The sequence below is a fragment of the Streptomyces sp. DSM 40868 genome (assembly GCF_011820545.1).
Taxonomy (GTDB): domain Bacteria; phylum Actinomycetota; class Actinomycetes; order Streptomycetales; family Streptomycetaceae; genus Streptomyces; species Streptomyces eurythermus.
In genome coordinates this window covers 6,490,341-6,506,641 of the sequence record NZ_CP050504.1, presented here as the reverse complement: position 1 = coordinate 6,506,641, position 16,301 = coordinate 6,490,341, and the positions used below count along the sequence as shown (strand labels likewise).

The 16,301-nt window shown below is 71.9% G+C and carries 18 protein-coding genes; 6 read left to right on the top strand and 12 right to left on the bottom strand.

Translation table 11 applies throughout. The features are described 5' to 3' along the window. Positions 1–162: 162 nt before the first annotated feature. Entirely contained in the window at positions 163–1,362 is a 1,200-nt protein-coding gene (locus HB370_RS29615) for an IS110 family transposase (RefSeq protein ID WP_167345782.1), read from the top strand. 17 nt (positions 1,363–1,379) lie between these two features. Here HB370_RS29615 and HB370_RS29610 read toward each other — a convergent pair whose 3' ends face one another. From HB370_RS29610 to HB370_RS29595, 4 genes are all read right to left on the bottom strand, one after another. Next, positions 1,380–1,616, bottom strand: coding sequence for a hypothetical protein (locus tag HB370_RS29610; protein ID WP_030795553.1), 237 nt, complete (start codon positions 1,614–1,616; stop codon positions 1,380–1,382). Positions 1,617–1,755: 139 nt separating this feature from the next. Continuing rightward, on the bottom strand, positions 1,756–2,517 hold the full coding sequence (locus HB370_RS29605; RefSeq protein WP_030785285.1) for a DUF3710 domain-containing protein: 762 nt from the start codon (positions 2,515–2,517) through the stop codon (positions 1,756–1,758). Between the two features lies 1 nt (position 2,518). Further along, positions 2,519–3,070, bottom strand: a complete 552-nt coding sequence (dut, locus tag HB370_RS29600) for a dUTP diphosphatase (protein WP_030609154.1) — start codon at positions 3,068–3,070, stop codon at positions 2,519–2,521. Further along, positions 3,067–3,651: a PaaI family thioesterase gene (locus HB370_RS29595; RefSeq protein ID WP_030785289.1), complete on the bottom strand. Its 585-nt coding sequence runs from the start codon at positions 3,649–3,651 to the stop codon at positions 3,067–3,069. The genes dut and HB370_RS29595 overlap by 4 nt, the downstream gene beginning before the upstream one ends. Before the next feature lie 58 nt (positions 3,652–3,709). Here HB370_RS29595 and HB370_RS29590 point away from each other — a divergent pair, with 58 nt between their 5' ends. Next, positions 3,710–4,174, top strand: coding sequence for a DUF3093 domain-containing protein (locus HB370_RS29590; protein WP_030785294.1), 465 nt, complete (start codon positions 3,710–3,712; stop codon positions 4,172–4,174). Positions 4,175–4,194: 20 nt separating this feature from the next. Here the strand turns inward: HB370_RS29590 and HB370_RS29585 are convergent, their stop codons facing one another. The 4 genes from HB370_RS29585 to HB370_RS29570 all read right to left on the bottom strand — a co-directional run bounded on the left by HB370_RS29585 (position 4,195) and on the right by HB370_RS29570 (position 7,728). Beyond that, positions 4,195–5,109, bottom strand: a complete 915-nt coding sequence (locus tag HB370_RS29585) for a hypothetical protein (RefSeq protein WP_030785296.1) — start codon at positions 5,107–5,109, stop codon at positions 4,195–4,197. A 13-nt stretch (positions 5,110–5,122) separates the two neighbouring features. Continuing rightward, on the bottom strand, positions 5,123–5,419 hold the full coding sequence (locus HB370_RS29580) for a DUF4193 domain-containing protein (RefSeq protein WP_003997302.1): 297 nt from the start codon (positions 5,417–5,419) through the stop codon (positions 5,123–5,125). Positions 5,420–5,812: 393 nt separating this feature from the next. After that, positions 5,813–7,069, bottom strand: coding sequence for a HAMP domain-containing sensor histidine kinase (locus tag HB370_RS29575; RefSeq protein WP_030785299.1), 1,257 nt, complete (start codon positions 7,067–7,069; stop codon positions 5,813–5,815). Positions 7,070–7,074: 5 nt separating this feature from the next. Beyond that, positions 7,075–7,728, bottom strand: coding sequence for a response regulator transcription factor (locus HB370_RS29570; protein ID WP_007387794.1), 654 nt, complete (start codon positions 7,726–7,728; stop codon positions 7,075–7,077). 415 nt (positions 7,729–8,143) lie between these two features. Between HB370_RS29570 and HB370_RS29565 the strand changes: the two genes are divergently transcribed. Further along, positions 8,144–8,317, top strand: a complete 174-nt coding sequence (locus HB370_RS29565) for a hypothetical protein (protein ID WP_167345744.1) — start codon at positions 8,144–8,146, stop codon at positions 8,315–8,317. 77 nt (positions 8,318–8,394) lie between these two features. Here the strand turns inward: HB370_RS29565 and HB370_RS29560 are convergent, their stop codons facing one another. Then, on the bottom strand, positions 8,395–9,210 hold the full coding sequence (locus HB370_RS29560) for an inositol monophosphatase family protein (RefSeq protein WP_030785302.1): 816 nt from the start codon (positions 9,208–9,210) through the stop codon (positions 8,395–8,397). A gap of 8 nt (positions 9,211–9,218) precedes the next feature. Continuing rightward, entirely contained in the window at positions 9,219–10,346 is a 1,128-nt protein-coding gene (locus HB370_RS29555) for a ferrochelatase (RefSeq protein ID WP_030785303.1), read from the bottom strand. A gap of 245 nt (positions 10,347–10,591) precedes the next feature. Between HB370_RS29555 and HB370_RS29550 the strand changes: the two genes are divergently transcribed. Both HB370_RS29550 and HB370_RS29545 read left to right on the top strand, forming a co-directional pair. Next, complete coding sequence (locus tag HB370_RS29550) at positions 10,592–11,830, top strand: MFS transporter (protein ID WP_030785305.1); 1,239 nt, start codon at positions 10,592–10,594, stop codon at positions 11,828–11,830. Next, entirely contained in the window at positions 11,790–13,109 is a 1,320-nt protein-coding gene (locus HB370_RS29545; protein WP_030785308.1) for a D-arabinono-1,4-lactone oxidase, read from the top strand. The genes HB370_RS29550 and HB370_RS29545 overlap by 41 nt, the downstream gene beginning before the upstream one ends. Here HB370_RS29545 and HB370_RS29540 read toward each other — a convergent pair. Next, positions 13,033–13,791, bottom strand: a complete 759-nt coding sequence (locus HB370_RS29540) for a hypothetical protein (RefSeq protein WP_078637577.1) — start codon at positions 13,789–13,791, stop codon at positions 13,033–13,035. The two genes, HB370_RS29545 and HB370_RS29540, sit on opposite strands and share 77 nt — an antisense overlap. A 479-nt stretch (positions 13,792–14,270) precedes the next feature. Between HB370_RS29540 and sepH the strand changes: the two genes are divergently transcribed. Further along, the gene (gene sepH / locus HB370_RS29535; RefSeq protein ID WP_030785314.1) at positions 14,271–15,311 is read left to right on the top strand and encodes a septation protein SepH; all 1,041 of its coding nucleotides are present in this window, start codon (positions 14,271–14,273) and stop codon (positions 15,309–15,311) included. 77 nt (positions 15,312–15,388) lie between these two features. On the opposite strand, the gene HB370_RS29530 is transcribed toward sepH, so the two are convergent. After that, positions 15,389–16,240, bottom strand: coding sequence for a sulfurtransferase (locus HB370_RS29530; protein WP_030785317.1), 852 nt, complete (start codon positions 16,238–16,240; stop codon positions 15,389–15,391). Positions 16,241–16,301: the final 61 nt, after the last annotated feature.

Genomic DNA, 16,301 nt, shown 5'->3' with positions numbered 1-16,301 from the left:
TCCGGGGGGTGGTGTCACCGGGTCCGGAGGCATCGACGGACCGCTGATGAGGGGCTTGAGCACCGGCTTCACCCGGGCCGGAAGAGCTCTCCGTAACGTGGATGTGGCAGCTCGGTGCCCTGGCAAGGCCGGACGAAAGCGTGATGGAGGGGCCTGCACGTGATCGACACCGGCGACATCGACGTCTTCCTCGGCCTGGACGTCGGCAAGGGCGAACACCACGCCACCGCCGTCACCCGGGCCGGCAAGAAGGCGTTCGACAAGCGGTTGCCCAACACCGAGCCCAAGCTCCGCGAGCTGTTCGCCAAGCTGCAGGCCAAGCACGGGACGGTGCTGGTCGTGGTCGATCAGCCGGCCTCGATCGGCGCCCTGCCGCTGGCGGTCGCGAGGGACATGGGCTGTCCGGTCGCCTATCTGCCGGGGCTGACGATGCGGCGGATCGCCGACCTCTACCCGGGCGAGGCGAAGACGGACGCGAAGGACGCGTTCATCATCGCCGACGCCGCCCGGGCGATGCCGCACACGCTGCGGGCGATCGACGGCGAGGACGAGACGATCGCCGAGCTGGAGATGATCGTCGGGTTCGACGACGACCTGGCCGGCGAAGCCACTAGGGTCGCGAACCGGCTGCACGGTCTGCTGACCCAGGTCCATCCGTCGCTGGAACGGGTTCTGGGGCCGAGGTTGCAGCACCCGGCTGTCCTCACGTTGCTGGAGCGGTTCGGGTCACCGGCCCAGATACGCAAGGCCGGACGGCGGCGGCTGGTCACGCTGCTGCGGCCGAAGGCACCGCGGATGGCCGAGCGGCTGGTCGAGGAGATCTTCGCCGCTCTGGACGAGCAGACCGTCACCGTTCCGGGGACCGAGGCGGCCGCGCTGATCGTCCCGAGCCTGGCCGGATCGCTCGCTACCGTCCTTGACCAGCGGAAACTACTGGCCGGGCGGATCGAGGAACTGCTGGAGGCCCACCCTCTTTCGAAAGTCCTGACGTCGATGCCGGGAGTCGGCGTCAGGACGGGAGCCAGGATCCTGATCGAGGTCGGCGACGGCAGCACGTTCCCGACCGCCGGCCACCTCGCGGCTTACGCCGGACTCGCCCCGGCCACGAGGAGCTCGGGCTCATCGATCCGCGGCGAACAGCCCTCCAGGAGAGGAAACAAGCAGCTCAAAAGGGCCTTCTTCCTCTCCGCGTTCGCCGCCCTGGGCGACCCGGCCTCCCGGGCCTACTACGACAAGAAGATCGCCCAGGGCAAGCACCACACCCAGGCCCTGCTCTGCCTCGCGAGACGTCGGGCCGACGTTCTCTTCGCGATGCTCCGCGACGCAACCTTCTACGAACCCCAACCCGCAGGAGCCAGGTGACGGTTCAGACTCATCGATCAGTCCTCCTCCGGCCGAAGCCGTCGGCGAGCGGCCTCAAGTTGCTGGTCATAGTCAGGCGCGAACAGCCCAGGAAGGGACTTGTCCAGCGTCCCGGCGATGCGATGGATCGGCGCCCAGACCGCCGGATCGTCGACAACCCGGCTCAGGTCCGTCATCTGGAGCTTCTCCAGCCAGTCCGACAGCACCAGCGCCTCGTCACTCGTGAGCTTGATCGTGACCTGGCTATCCCCCATGCACACCCCTACGGCTCGGCCCCGCCCTCGACCACACGAACCTACTGGTCCTCGACCTTGACCAAACAGATAGGGGCACCCCCCCCGCAAAAACGGGCCGCGCCTCGAAGGCACGGCCCGTGTATCCCGGCTGAAGCCGTCAGCGGACCTCGGTGATCTCCGGACCCCGCTGCAACTGCCCCATCCCGCCGGAGAAGCGCGAGCCCTCCTCCTGCTGGACACCCTCGGGCACCATCTGCGCGTCGTTCGGCAGCTTCAGGACGATCGGGTCGCGCGGAGCCATCGGACCCTCGCCGCGCACCACGACGGTGTCGCGGAAGATCTGCTCCAGCAGCCCGGCGGCCTCCGGCTGCACCGCGCCCTGCCCCGAGATCACACCGCGCAGGAACCAGCGCGGGCCGTCCACGCCGACGAACCGGACGACCTGGAAGCCACCGGTGCCGTCGGGCAGCTGCACCGGTACCCGGGCGCGCAGCTCCCAGCCGAGCGGGCCCTCGACCTCGTCGACGATGCCACCCTGCTGGGTGATGCCGGACGCGATCTCCTCGCGTACCTCGCCCCAGATGCCCTCGCGCTTGGGCGCGGCGAACGCCTGGAGCTGGATGGCGCTGTCGCGCAGCACGACGGTGGCGGCGACGATGGCGTCCCCGGCCACCTCCACCCGCAGCTCCATGCCGTCGACGCCCGGCACGAACAGCCCGCCGAGGTCCACGCGGCCCTCGGCCGGGTCGCGCACCTCGCTGCTGTCCCACGGCCCGTCGGGCCGGGGCCCGGGCTCCAGCCGGAGGCGCTCGCGTCCGGCCTCCTCCTCGTCCGCCTCGGTGTCGACGCTGTCGACGACCTGCTCGGCCTCGCCGGCCGCGTCCTCGGCGGCACCCTTCTTCTTGCGACGTCCGAACACGTCACTGTCCTTCCCGGTCGGATACGACCGAAGCGTATCGATTCCCACCCGTCGGACCGCCTACGGCGGCCTGACCGCTTGTGCCGCTGTCGCCGCCCACCGCGGCATGGCCGCCGGTGGACCCGAAGCCCCCCTCGGCCCGCGCCGAGCCGGGAAGTTCCGCGACCTCCTGGAAGCGGACCCTCTCGACTTGCTGGACGACCAGTTGGGCAATCCGGTCGAAGCGCTCGAACCGCACGCTCTCGCGCGGGTCGAGATTCACCACGATCACCTTGATCTCCCCACGGTACCCGGCATCAACCGTCCCCGGGGCATTCACGAGGGCGACACCGCAGCGGGCGGCGAGGCCGGACCGCGGGTGCACGAACGCCGCGTACCCCTCCGGGAGGGCGATCGACACTCCCGTGGGCAGCACGGCGCGCTCGCCGGGCGCCAGCTCGCAGGGCTCGGTGGTGCGCAGATCGGCCCCGGCGTCACCCGGGTGTTCGTACGCCGGGAGCGGGACGTCGGGGTCCACCCGGCGGATCAGCACGTCGAGGGGGCTACGGCTCACGGGTTCACCTCGAAGGCGCGGGTGCGCCGGATCTGGTCCGGGTCGTTCATGGCGGCCTGGATCTCCTCCCGGCGGCCGTGGTCGATGAAGTGGTCCACCTTGACCTCGATGAAGAGGGCGTCGGCGCGGACGGCGACCGGGCCGCCCGGGCCGCCGACGCGTCCGGTGGCGGTGGAGTAGATCTTGCGTCCGGCGACGGCGGTGACCTCGGCCGCCAGGAACAGTGTGGCGCCCACGGGCACGGGCCGGACGAAGTCCGTCTCCAGCCGTCCGGTCACGGCGATGGTGCGCAGCAGCCAGTTCAGCGAGCCGAGGGTCTCGTCCAGGGCCGCGGCGAGCACGCCGCCGTGGGCGAGTCCCGGGGCGCCCTGATGGGCGGGGCGCACGGTGAACTCGGCGGTCAGCGACACACCCTCTCCGGCCCGGGCCTCCAGGTGCAGTCCGTGCGGCTGGCCGGGGCCACAGCCGAAACAGTGTTCGTAATGGGCACCGAGGAGTTCCCCGGGCGCGGGCGCGTCGGGGTGCCGTATGGGCTTGCCCGCGTCGGCGGGAGGCTGAAGAGCTGCGGAACTACCACTCACAGCCGCAGACCTTACCCGCGCATCGGCCGACTACGGATCCCATGCCAAGCTAGGTTTCATGCAGCTCTCCGCCACCCCCTACGAAGAACGTCTCACGGCTCCCCGCTCGTGGTGGGTGATCAGCCTCCTGGTGGGCGTCTCGCTCGCCCTGATCCTGCTGCCGTTCGGCACCCTGCCCCTGCTCGGCGGCCTGGTCGGCGGTACGGCCGCGGCGGCCGTGGTGGCCAGCGCCTACGGCTCCCCGCGCATCCGGGTCGTGGGGGACTCGCTGATCGCGGGCGAGGCCAGGCTGCCGGTGTCCGCGCTGGGCGCGACGGAGATCCTGGACGCCGAGGAGGCCCGCGCCTGGCGGACGTACAAGGCGGACACCCGCGCCTTCCTGCTGCTGCGCGCCTACATCCCGACGGCACTGCGCGTGGAGGTCACCGACCCCGAGGACCCGACGCCGTACCTGTACCTGTCGACGCGGGAGCCGCAGAAGCTCGCCGCGGCGATCGACGCGGCGCGGAAGGCGCACGCCTAGAACGCCCGGCCGGCGCCCGGTCAGGGCTCTTCGGGAAGCCCGGGCAGTTCCAGCGGTCGCTCCGGCTTCTCCAGGGGTGGCAGCTCCGGCAGCTCGTCCCAGGGCACCCTCGTCCTGCGCAGGTCGGCCCGGATACGGTCGGCGAGCTTTCTGGTCTCCCGGCGGTTCACCACCGCCCCGACCGCGGCTCCGACCAGGAACGGCGCCAGGTTGGGCAGGTTGCGGACCATCCGCTTCATGATCCGCTGGCGCAGTTCGCGCTTCATCCGGCCGCCGAGGGCCGTGTCGTACGTCGACGGCTTCGTCACGTCGATGCCGCGCTCCCCCGACCAGGAGGACAGATACGCGGCGGTACGGGCCTTGAGGCCGCCCGGCGGGCGGGCGCCGTAGACCTCGTGCAGTTCGGCGATCAGCTTCAGCTCGATCGCGGCGACCCCGGTGACCTCCGCGGCCAGTTCGGTCGGCATGGCCGGGGGCACCGGCAGCATCGCCGCCGCCCCGATTCCGGCGCCGACCGTGGAGGTGCCGGCCGCCGCGCCCTTCACCAGCTTGTCGGCCAGCTCCTCGGGGCCGAGGCCGGGGAACTGGCGACGCAGGGTCGCGAGGTCGCGTACGGGGATACGCGGGGCGATGTCGATGACGCGGTCCGCGAGGTGGGCGAGGCCCGCACGGGCCCGGCTGCCGCCCCTGCGGGCGCCTTCCCGGGCCAGGTCCCGGGCCTTGTCTCGGATCACCGTCGCCCGGCGCCGGGCGACGGGCGCGGGGTGCCGGTCCGGCGCCGGGGGGCCGTCCCGGTCCTCCGCCGGTCCGAGCGAGGCTCCCGCGCCGGGTGAGCCCCGCTCGTCGTCACGCGCGCCGTGCGGGCCGTCGAGCGGCCCTTGGTCCGCTTTCCCCAGGGGGAAGCGGCGCTTCCGGGGAGGGGTCGAGCCAGACATGGCCGACCCGTCCTCAGTCGCAGTCGCGGCAGATCGGCTGACCGTTCTTCTCCCGGGCCAGCTGGCTGCGGTGGTGCACCAGGAAGCAGCTCATGCAGGTGAACTCGTCCTGCTGCTTGGGCAGGACCCGGACGGCCAGTTCCTCGTTCGAAAGGTCCGCGCCGGGCAGTTCCAGGCCCTCTGCGGCCTCGAACTCGTCGACGTCCACCGACGAGGTGGACTTGTCGTTCCTCCGGGCCTTCAGCTCTTCAAGGCTGTCCGAGTCGACGTCGTCGTCGGTCTTGCGTGGAGTGTCGTAATCGGTTGCCATATCGCTCTCCCCCTCTGGGTGTCTGCGGTGTTCTCCAGCGCACGTAACGCGTGAGAGGCCGGACTTGTGCCCGACCTGAAGCGGAGATTTTGCCTCACATCAAGGTCTGTTACTCAATCGACACCCAATCCGACCCCTCAGGAGTGATCGGCTTGGATGGCGGTGAGGACCGTACACGGTCCCGATGTCGCACCTCAAAGGCGCCCCTCCGTGTACTTCCCGTGATCAACGGCCTTGAAAACCAGGACATTCCCGGCTTTCCATCCGTCGCCATGATCACCCTCCGTACATGGCCGGAAATCCGTCCATGTGACTGATCACACAAAGGAGCGTCCGTTCGGCGGCTGGAAAATTCCGCGTAGAGCGAACACGGCCCGCGTGTGTCCGTCCGCGTCACATGGGCAGAGTGACGCGCATCTCCAGGCCACCGCCCTCCCGGGGACGGGCGTGGATGTGGCCGCCGTGCGCCCGGGCCACGGACCGGACGATGGACAGGCCGAGGCCCACGCCCTTGTCGCTGCCCGTGCGCTCGGTGCGCAGCCGGCGGAACGGCTCGAAGAGGTTGTCGATCTCGTACGCCGGCACCACCGGCCCGGTGTTGGAGACCGTCAGCACCGCCTGCCCGTGCTCGACCTCGGTATTCACCTCGACCCAGCCCTTGTCGGGCACGTTGTAGCGCACCGCGTTCTGCACCAGGTTCAGCGCGATCCGCTCCAGCAGGACGCCGTTGCCCTGGACCACCGCCGGTTTGCGCTCGCCCCGGATGGTCACGCCCTTGGCCTCCGCCTCGGCGTGCACCTGGTCGATGGCCTGCGTGGCGACCTCGGCCAGGTCGACCGGTTTGCGCTCCACGATCTGGTTGTCGCTACGGGCCAGCAGCAGCAGTCCCTCGACCAGCTGTTCGCTGCGTTCGTTGGTGGCCAGCAGCGTCTTGCCGAGCTGCTGGAGCTCCACCGGCGCGTTCGGGTCCGACAGGTGCACTTCGAGGAGCGTGCGGTTGATCGCGAGCGGGGTGCGCAGCTCGTGCGAGGCGTTCCCGACGAAGCGCTGCTGCGCCGTGAAGGCCCGCTGGAGCCGCTCCAGCATGTCGTCGAAGGTGTCCGCCAGCTCCTTCAGCTCGTCGTCGGGGCCGTCCAGCTCGATGCGGCGGGACAGGTCCGAGCCGGCCACCTGGCGGGCGGTGCGGGTGATCCGGCCGAGCGGGGACAGCACCCGGCCGGCCATCGCGTACCCGAACGCGAAGGCGATCACGGCCAGCCCCAGCAGGGCCAGCAGGGACCGGCTGAGCAGGTTGTCCAGGGCCGCCTGGCGCTGCTGGTCGACGCAGTGGGCGATCGCCTCGTTGAAGTCCGACAGCGGCACCGGACCGGAGTTGATCGCGGTGACCGCGGGACAGTTGTCGCTGGTGACCTTGATCGCCGAACCGCTGACGATCTTGAACAGCGGCTGGTTGCCGGTGCTGATCGCCTGCGCGGCCAGCAGATAGATGATCGACAGCAGCAGGATGCCGGCGATCAGGAACATGCCGCCGTACAGCAGCGTCAGCCGTATGCGGATCGTGGGCCGCAGCCACGGGAAGGGCGGCTGCGGCCTCCTGGGGTCCCAGGTGGGCTTCGGCGGCGCCTGGGGCGGCGCGGGTGTCGCGGCCACCGGGATCAGATCCGGTAGCCGGAGCCGGGCACGGTGACGATGACCGGCGGCTCGCCCAGCTTGCGGCGCAGGGTCATCACCGTCACCCGCACCACGTTGGTGAACGGGTCGGTGTTCTCGTCCCAGGCCTTCTCCAGCAGCTGCTCCGCCGAGACGACCGCGCCCTCGCTGCGCATCAGCACCTCCAGCACCGCGAACTCCTTGGGAGCGAGCTGGACCTCCTTGCCGTCGCGGAAGACCTCGCGGCGGTTGGGGTCGAGCTTGATGCCGGCACGCTCCAGGACCGGCGGCAGGGGCACGCTGGTACGGCGGCCGAGGGCCCGCACGCGCGCGATCAGCTCGCTGAACGCGAACGGCTTGGGCAGATAGTCGTCGGCGCCGATCTCCAGGCCCTCGACACGGTCGCTGACGTCGCCGGAGGCGGTGAGCATCAGCACGCGCGTGGGCATGCCCAGCTCCACGATCCTGCGGCAGACGTCGTCGCCGTGCACGAGCGGGAGGTCGCGGTCGAGGACGACCACGTCGTAGTCGTTGACGCCGATGCGCTCCAGGGCGGCCGCACCGTCGTACACGACGTCGACGGCCATGGCCTCCCGGCGCAGTCCGGTGGCCACCGCATCGGCGAGCAGTTGCTCGTCCTCGACGACGAGTACGCGCACGTCGCTTGTCCTTCCTGTGTCCACCCGCGCTAGCGCGCCGCGGGCGCGTGCGGGCAGGGGTGTGCGTTGGGGTGTGAGCCCCATCCTGCCCTTTTCGGCCATAAGTCGGCTGTAAGGCGGCCTCCGGGACCGCAGGGACAGGGGTTGCGGGGCGGGAATACGAGAATTTCTCCCGCGGTTAGGTTTCCCCGGAGGGGAGCGGGGGGAGGACGGCTTTACACCCCGCGATCACGCTCTGCATGTGCCGCAGCACCATGCGGCACTCCGCCTTCCGCTTCCGCAGAGCGGGCGTGGGTGTCCGGCACCGTCGCCGCCCGGCCGGGCAGCGCTGGGCACCCGCGAGAGCCGTGATCGCCCCTTCCATACGGCACACCCCCGTGCCACCGACCCACGACCCAGGACGAGGGGGCGCAGCATGGACGCTTTCACCTCAGGACTTCTGCAGCGCATAAGGGCGACCGAGTCCGACCTTTCGCGGGCTCGTGACGAGGGCGACGACTTCCTTGTCGAAGTGGAGCAGGCGGAACTCGACGACCTGCGACGCCTCGCCGCCGAACACGGTGTGGAGGTCGGCGCGTCACGCGTCTGATCGACCCGAGCGCGACGAGGGACCCCGGCGAATCCAGCGCCGGGGTCCCTTCGCGTGCGGCCACGTCTCCGCCCCGGTCAGTCGTGCCACGCCCCGAGGTCCTCCAGCAGCCGCTGGAGCGGTTCGAAGACGCCGGGGGCACCCGCGACCGTCAGCTCCCGTGAGGGCCGCTCTCCGGGCCGTCCGCCGGTCAGCGCGCCGGCTTCCCGGGCGATGAGGTCCCCGGCCGCGAAGTCCCACGGGTGCAGGCCCCGCTCGTAGTACCCGTCGAGCCTGCCGCAGGCCACGTCGCACAGATCGACCGCCGCGGAGCCGCCGCGCCGGATGTCCCGCACCAGCGGGATCAGCCGGGCGGCCAGCTCGGCCTGGTGGGCGCGGACCTCGGTGACGTAGTTGAAACCGGTGGAGACCAGCGCCTGGTCCAGCGGGGGCGCGGGCCGGCAGGCGAGCGCCCGCTCGCCCTCCCACGCGCCCGTGGCCCATGCGCCGCCGCCGCGCACCGCGTGGTACGTCTCGCCGCGCATCGGCGCCGCGACGACTCCGACGACGGTCTCGCCGTCCTGCTCGGCGGCGATGGACACCGCCCAGGTCGGCAGCCCGTACAGGTAGTTCACCGTGCCGTCCAGCGGGTCGATCACCCAGCGGACGCCGCTCGTGCCCTCGGCCGAGGCCCCCTCCTCGCCGAGGAAGCCGTCGTCGGGGCGCCGGCCGGAGATCAGATCGGTGATCAGCTTCTCGGCCGCGATGTCCATCTCGGTGACGACGTCCACGTTGCTGGACTTCGTCCTGGCCACGGCCAGGTCGCTCGGGCGGCCGTCGCGCAGCAGTTCGCCGGCCCGGCGGGCGGCCTCGCGGGCCAGTGCGAGCAGGTCCCGGTGCAGGGGGTCGGTCACGGCTCTCCTCACGCGTAGGGGCTGTCGGCGCCCGCGGCGGCGGGGCGCGGGGCACGGGCCGGGCAGCAGCCGACCGGGCAGACGTTGTGGCTCGGGCCGAGGGCGCCCAGGGCGCAGGGGGTGACCTCCCGGCCGCGTTCCACGGCGGCCCGCTCCAGGATCAGCTCGCGGACGGCGGCGGCGAACCGCGGGTCGGCGCCCACGGTCGCCGAGCGGCGCACGGGCAGGCCCAGCTCCTCGGCCTTGGCCTTCGCCTCGGTGTCGAGGTCGTACAGGACCTCCATGTGGTCGGAGACGAAGCCGATGGGGGCCATGACGACGGCCGGGACGCCGGCCGCGTGCCGCTCCTCGAGGTGGTCGCAGATGTCGGGCTCCAGCCACGGGATGTGCGGGGCGCCGGAGCGGGACTGGTAGACGAGCTGCCAGGGGTGGTCGACGCCGGTGCGCTCGCGGACGGCGTCGGCGATCAGCCGGGCCACGTCCAGGTGCTGCGCCACGTAGGCGCCGCCGTCACCGTGGGACTCGACGGGGCCCGAGGTGTCGGCGGCGGCGGTCGGGATGGAGTGGGTGGTGAAGGCGATGTGGGCCCCCGCGCGGACGTCCTCGGGCAGCTCGGCCAGGGCGCGCAGCACGCCGTCGATCATGGGCTCGACGAAGCCGGGGTGGTTGAAGTAGTGCCGCAGCTTGTCCACGGCCGGCGCTTCCACACCCTCGGCCTGGAGGGTGGCCAGCGCGTCGGCGAGGTTCTCCCGGTACTGGCGGCAGCCCGAGTAGGAGGCGTAGGCGCTGGTGGCCAGGACCAGGATGCGGCGGTGGCCGTCGGCGGCCATCTCCCGCAGGGTGTCGGTCAGATACGGCGCCCAGTTGCGGTTGCCCCAGTAGACGGGCAGGTCCAGGCCGTGGGCGGCGAAGTCCTCGCGCAGGGCCCGGAGCAGGGCGCGGTTCTGGTCGTTGATGGGGCTGACCCCGCCGAAGAGGAAGTAGTGCTGCCCCACTTCCTTGAGGCGTTCCTTGGGGATGCCGCGCCCGCGCGTGACGTTCTCCAGGAACGGGACCACGTCGTCCGGGCCTTCGGGGCCGCCGAAGGAGAGCAGGAGCAGGGCGTCGTACGGGGTGGCATCGAGCGCGTCTGGCATGGGTCCGATCCTGCCACCCGGCACTGACAGCGGGGAAACAGCGGTGCGAGGAGTCGGGTTCGGTCCTATTGGCCACCTTTTGCCCGCACGGCTACCGGCCTTTTGCCCGAACGCCTACCGGCCCTTTGTTCGCGCGGCTCATATTGGCGCATTCCGGACCGTCGGCACGGGTTCACTTAGGGTGCCCTTACTTGTAAGCTGTACCGGCTCTATTCGTGCCTTACCGAGCCGCTTCCGGAGACCCCGTGCCCAGCCCCTACAGAGCCTTGTTCGCCGCACCCGGCAGCAAGGCCTTCTCCGCCGCCGGATTCCTCGGCCGGATGCCGCTGTCGATGATGGGCGTCGGCGTGGTCACGATGGTCTCCCAGGTCACCGGCCGGTACGGCCTCGCGGGCGCCCTGTCGGCCACCCTCGCGCTGTCCGCCGCCGCCATCGGCCCGCGCGTCTCCCGGCTGGTGGACCGCCACGGACAGCGCCGCGTGCTGCGCCCGGCGACCCTGGTGGCCCTGACCGCGGCGGCCGGGCTGCTGCTGGCCGTCCGGTTCCGGTGGCCGGACTGGGTGCTGTTCGTCTGCGCCGCCGGGACCGGCTCGGTGCCGAGCCTGGGCGCGATGGTCCGGGCCCGCTGGGCCGCGCTGTACCGGGGCACGCCCCAGCTCCACACCGCGTACTCGTTCGAGTCGGTGGTGGACGAGGTCTGCTTCATCTTCGGGCCGATCGTCTCCATCGGCCTGTCCACGGCCTGGTTCCCGGAGGCGGGCCCGCTGCTGGCCGCCTGTTTCCTCGCGGCCGGCGTCTTCTGGCTGACCGCGCAGCGGGCCACCGAACCGGTGCCGCACCCGGACGAGCGGCAGGGCGGCGGCAGCGCCCTGCGCTCGGCGGGGCTGCGGGTGCTGGTGGCCACCTTCGTCGCGACCGGATCGATCTTCGGCGCGGTGGACGTGGTCACCGTCGCCTTCGCAGACGAGCGCGGCCACAAGGGCGCCGCGAGCCTCGTCCTCGCGCTGTACGCGGCCGGTTCCTGCGTGGCCGCCGTGGTCTTCGGGCTGCTGCGCTTCGGCGGGGCGCCGGAACGCCGCTGGCTGCTGGGCGTGGCGGCGATGGCCGTGAGTATGATCCCCCTCCTACTGGTCGGAAACCTGCCGCTTCTGGCCGTGGCGCTGTTCGTTGCGGGGCTGTCCATCGCGCCGACGATGATCACGACGATGTCCCTCATCGAGGAGCACGTACCTCGCGCGCGGCTCACCGAGGGCATGACCTGGGTGAGCACCGGCCTGGCGGTCGGTGTCGCGCTCGGCTCGTCCGCGGCCGGCTGGGCGATCGACGCGGCCGGGGCGCGGGCCGGGTACGGGGTTCCGGCCGTGTCCGGGGCCGTCGCGGTCGTGGTCGGTTTCCTCGGGTACCGCCGGCTGCGCAGGCCGGCGGCGGGGCGGGGAGGCACCGTTGAGCAGCACAGCGAGCGGGACGTACGGAACCTGGCGTAACTGGGGCGGCAACGTCACCGCGCGGCCCGCCAGGCAGGTCGCACCGGCCTCGGTGGAGGAGCTGGCCGCGGCGGTGCGCCGGGCCCGGGAGGACGGCCTGAAGGTGAAGGCGGTCGGCACCGGGCACTCCTTCACCTCGATCGCCGCCACCGACGGTGTCCTGATCCGCCCTCAACTGTTGACGGGCATACGCACCATCGACCGGCACGCCATGACGGTCACGGTGGAGGCGGGCACCCCGCTCAAGAGACTCAATGCCGCCCTCGCGCGCGAGGGTCTGTCGCTCACCAATATGGGCGACATCATGGAGCAGACCGTCTCCGGGGCCACCAGCACCGGCACCCACGGCACGGGCCGCACCTCCGGCTCCATCGCCGCCCAGATCAAGGGGCTGGAACTCGTCACGGCCGACGGATCCGTGCTCACCTGCTCCGAGCGGGAGAACCCCGAGGTCTTCGCCGCCGCCCGGATCGGCCTCGGCGCCCTGGGCGTCGTCACCGCCATCACGTTCGCCGTCGAGCCCCTCTTCCTGCTCACCGCGCGCGAGGAACCGATGCCGCTGGAGCGGGTCCTGTCGGAGTTCGACCAACTGTGGGCGGAGAACGAGCACTTCGAGTTCTACTGGTTCCCGCACACCGGGAACACCACCACCAAGCGCAACAACCGCAGCGCGGGTCCCCGGCGGCCGGTGGGACAGGCGGCCGCCTGGTTCGAGGACGAGTTCCTGTCCAACGGGGTGTTCCAGGTGGCCCAGTGGGCCGGCCGGGCCGCGCCGGCCGCCGTCCCGGCCATCGCCCGGATCTCCAGCAGGGCCCTGTCCGCGCGGACGTACACCGACATCCCCTACAAGGTCTTCACCTCGCCCCGCCGGGTGCGGTTCGTGGAGATGGAGTACGCCGTCCCGCGCGCCGCCGTGGTGGAGACCCTGCGCGAGCTGCGGGCCATGGTCGACCGCTCGGGGCTGCGGATCAGCTTCCCGGTGGAGGTGCGCACCGCCCCGGCCGACGACATCACCCTGTCCACCGCCTCCGGCCGGGACAGCGCCTACATCGCCGTGCACATGTTCCGGGGCACGCCGTACCAGGCGTACTTCACGGCCGCCGAGCGCATCTTCACCGCGCACGAGGGGCGGCCGCACTGGGGCAAGGTGCACACCCGGGACGCCGAGTACTTCTCCCGGGTATATCCGCGTTTCGGCGAGTTCACGGCGTTGCGGGACCGTCTCGATCCGGACCGGCTGTTCCAGAACGACTATCTGCGGAGGGTCCTGGGGGCGTAGGCGCCGTGGCGGACGCACCCGGCGCGCTGGGTGTGGGGCTCGGGGTGGCGGGGGCCGACGGGGTGGCCGGGGTGCCGCTCGGGGTCCCGCCGGACCCGTCGCCCGGCTCGCCGCTCGGAGAGCCGCCGGGCGTCGGGGACGTGCTGTGGGACGTGTCCCCGCCGCCCGCCGGGGTGTGCCGCGGGGACGGCGTGTCCGACGGGGCCGGCGTGTGGTCGGAGCGGGTGCCGGAGGAGTTCCGGCCGGTGACGGCGTCGCTCACGGTCGTGCCCTTGCCGCCGCTGAAGCTGTTGCCGGAGATCAGTTCGTAGGCCGTGATACCGGCCATCGTGACGCCGAAGACCAGGGCGGCGGCGACCAGCGGACGGCGCCAGCTCTTCACCCGCGCGCGGTAGACGGTGCCCTCGGTGAACTCCCCCGGGGCCGGCACCGTCCGCTCCCGGGGCCGGGCCGCCACCACCGCCTTCTCCCTCAGCTGCTCCCCGGTCCGCTTGAAGAAGTGCTGGAAGACCGTTCCACCACAGGTGGCGAGGACGCTGACCACACCGGCGCCGAGGATCGTGCCGTACACCCCGAAATACGAAGCCAGTTTCGCCGCCACGACCGCCGCCAGGGCGCCGCCCGCCACCTGAGGGACGTTCAGATCGATCCGCTTGCGCCCCGTATCGGGTGTCTCACGCATACCCGGAACTTGCCTGCCTTTCCCGTACTTGATCGACATTGGCCGACCGACTGCACGAGAAGGGGACGTATGGACGAAACCATTAGTTCCGTTTCTGGCGATTGCGTGAAGTTCACCACGTCATGATCGACAAAACCGGTTGCGAACGGCCAAGTCGTACCCCTTGCGAGAAGTTGGCCAGCGCGCCAATCCACGCACGTGGCCCAAATGGAGTACTGTTGCGAGCCCTGGGTCCGGTCTCCCACCAGGAGGTCCGCGGCCCCGCTGGATCACCGGGAGGGGACTAGTTGCACAGGGTGACGGAGTTGGTCACTTAGCGTGGCGAACAGGTAACCGTGCCATAACGGCGGTCCCGGGCCCGCGCCCGACACGCCGGGCAACTCGGCAAGGTTGTGGCAGGCTGCACCCGGGCAGGCCACACTCGACTAGCGGAAGCAGCGACGCACGTGACGTCGGCAGGCACCACCCGGGAGGTCCCCATGCCCGAACTGCGTGTCGTGGCCGTCTCGAATGACGGCACACGGCTGGTGCTGAAGGCTGCCGACTCCACGGAGTACACACTTCCGATCGACGAACGGCTGCGCGCCGCCGTGCGCGGCGACCGGCCGCGTCTCGGCCAGATCGAGATCGAGGTCGAGAGCCATCTGCGCCCGCGGGACATCCAGGCCCGGATACGAGCCGGGGCCACCGCGGAAGAGGTCGCACAGCTCGCCGGCATCCCCGTCGACCGGGTCCGGCGCTTCGAGGGGCCCGTGCTGGCCGAGCGCGCCTTCATGGCCGAGCGCGCCCGCAAGACCCCGGTCCGCCGCCCCGGCGAGAACTCCGGCCCGCTGCTCGGCGAGGCCGTGCAGGAACGGCTGCTGCTGCGCGGCGCCGACAAGGACACCGTGCAGTGGGACTCCTGGCGCCGCGACGACGGCACCTGGGAGGTGCTCCTCGTCTACCGGGTCGCGGGCGAACCGCACTCGGCGAGCTGGACGTACGACCCGCCCCGGCGGCTGGTCCAGGCCGTGGACGACGAGGCGCGCTCGCTGATCGGCGAGTCCGACGACCTGGCCGCGCCCGAGCCGAGCTTCCCGTTCGTCCCCCGGATCGCCCGGCTGCCCCGCGAACGCTCGATGGACCGTGCGCTCGAACGGGTGGACCGGGAGCGGCCCGGCCTGTCCGCGCAACCGCCGGAGCCGGCCGAGGAGAGCACGGGCGAGCGCGACTCGCTGACCAGCCTGCTGGAGGCCGTGCCGAGCTTCCGGGGCGACCTGGTCGTCCCGGAGCGCTCGCCGGACTCCGCGGAGGAGCCCGGCGACGAGCCCGACGCCGAGGAGCCGCCGGCGCCCGCCGCCTCGGCCGGCTCCGCCTACGCGGACGTCCTCATGCCGCGCTCCGTCGGCAGCCACCGTGACCGGCTCGTCGGCGCGACCGACCGCCAGGCCGAGGCCGACGGCGTCCGCCCCGGCCGCCGCGCCGCCGTGCCGAGCTGGGACGAGATCGTGTTCGGCACCCGCCGCAAGAAGCAGGAGTAGGCAGCCGACGGCAGTCGAAAAAAGAGGGGCACGCGTGCGTGCCCCTCTTTTTCGTTCGCCGGTTCCCGGTCGTGGCGCTACCGCGGGTCCGCCCCCACCGCCACCGGACGCGACGGGTCCGAGGACCACTCCGACCAGGAGCCGACGTACAGGGCCGCCGGAATGCCCGCCACCGCCAGCGCGAGCACCTCGTGGGCGCCGGAGACGCCCGAACCGCAGTACACGCCCACCTCGGTGTCCCCGGACACCCCCAGGGCCTTGAAGCGGTCCCTCAGCTCCGCCGCGGGCAGGAAACGGCCGTCGGGGCCCACGTTCTCCGTCGTCGGCGCCGACACCGCGCCCGGGATGTGCCCGCCGACCCGGTCGACCGGCTCCACCTCACCGCGGTACCGCTCCCCCGCGCGGGCGTCCAGCAGCACACCCGTGCGGGCCAGCTCGGCGGCCCCGTCCGCGTCCAGCAGCCCCCCGGCCGCCGGCGCCGGAGTGAAGTCGCCCTCGGCCGGGACCGGCACCTCGGTGGACAGCTCACCCCGCCAGGACGGCAACCCGCCGTCGAGGACCCGCACGTCCGGGTGACCCGTCCAGCGCAGCAACCACCACGCGCGCGCCGCCGCCCAGCCCTGCCCGCCGTCGTACACGACGACCGGCCGGCCGGCCGACACGCCCGCGCGGCGCATCGCGGCACCGAACTCCGCGAGGTCGGGCAGTGGATGCCGGCCCGCCGCGCCCGGCGCCCCGGCCAGCTCCCGGTCCAGGTCGACGAAGACCGCGCCCGGGATGTGTCCGGCCGCGTACTCGGCCCGGCCGTCGAAGGCGGGCGCGCCGGCCGCCTTGGCCAGACTCAGCTGCCAGCGCACGTCCAGCAGGACGGGCGGATTGCCGCCGGTGAGCGCGGGCAGGAGTTCGGATGCGGTGATGATGGCTGTCATGGGGTCCATCCATACGCCAGGGGTGGCCGCGACGTCCAGGTCCGGCTACTCTGCTCGGCCG

Coding starts and splice junctions, on each gene's coding strand:
- HB370_RS29590 (WP_030785294.1), top strand. CDS start 3,710: ATGCAGCTCTCCGCCACCCCCTACGAAGAACGTCTCACGGCTCCCCGC.
- sepH (WP_030785314.1), top strand. CDS start 14,271: ATGCCCGAACTGCGTGTCGTGGCCGTCTCGAATGACGGCACACGGCTG.
- HB370_RS29610 (WP_030795553.1), bottom strand. CDS start 1,616: ATGGGGGATAGCCAGGTCACGATCAAGCTCACGAGTGACGAGGCGCTG.
- HB370_RS29565 (WP_167345744.1), top strand. CDS start 8,144: ATGGACGCTTTCACCTCAGGACTTCTGCAGCGCATAAGGGCGACCGAG.
- HB370_RS29540 (WP_078637577.1), bottom strand. CDS start 13,791: ATGCGTGAGACACCCGATACGGGGCGCAAGCGGATCGATCTGAACGTC.
- HB370_RS29555 (WP_030785303.1), bottom strand. CDS start 10,346: ATGCCAGACGCGCTCGATGCCACCCCGTACGACGCCCTGCTCCTGCTC.
- HB370_RS29585 (WP_030785296.1), bottom strand. CDS start 5,109: ATGTCTGGCTCGACCCCTCCCCGGAAGCGCCGCTTCCCCCTGGGGAAA.
- HB370_RS29530 (WP_030785317.1), bottom strand. CDS start 16,240: ATGACAGCCATCATCACCGCATCCGAACTCCTGCCCGCGCTCACCGGC.
- HB370_RS29580 (WP_003997302.1), bottom strand. CDS start 5,419: ATGGCAACCGATTACGACACTCCACGCAAGACCGACGACGACGTCGAC.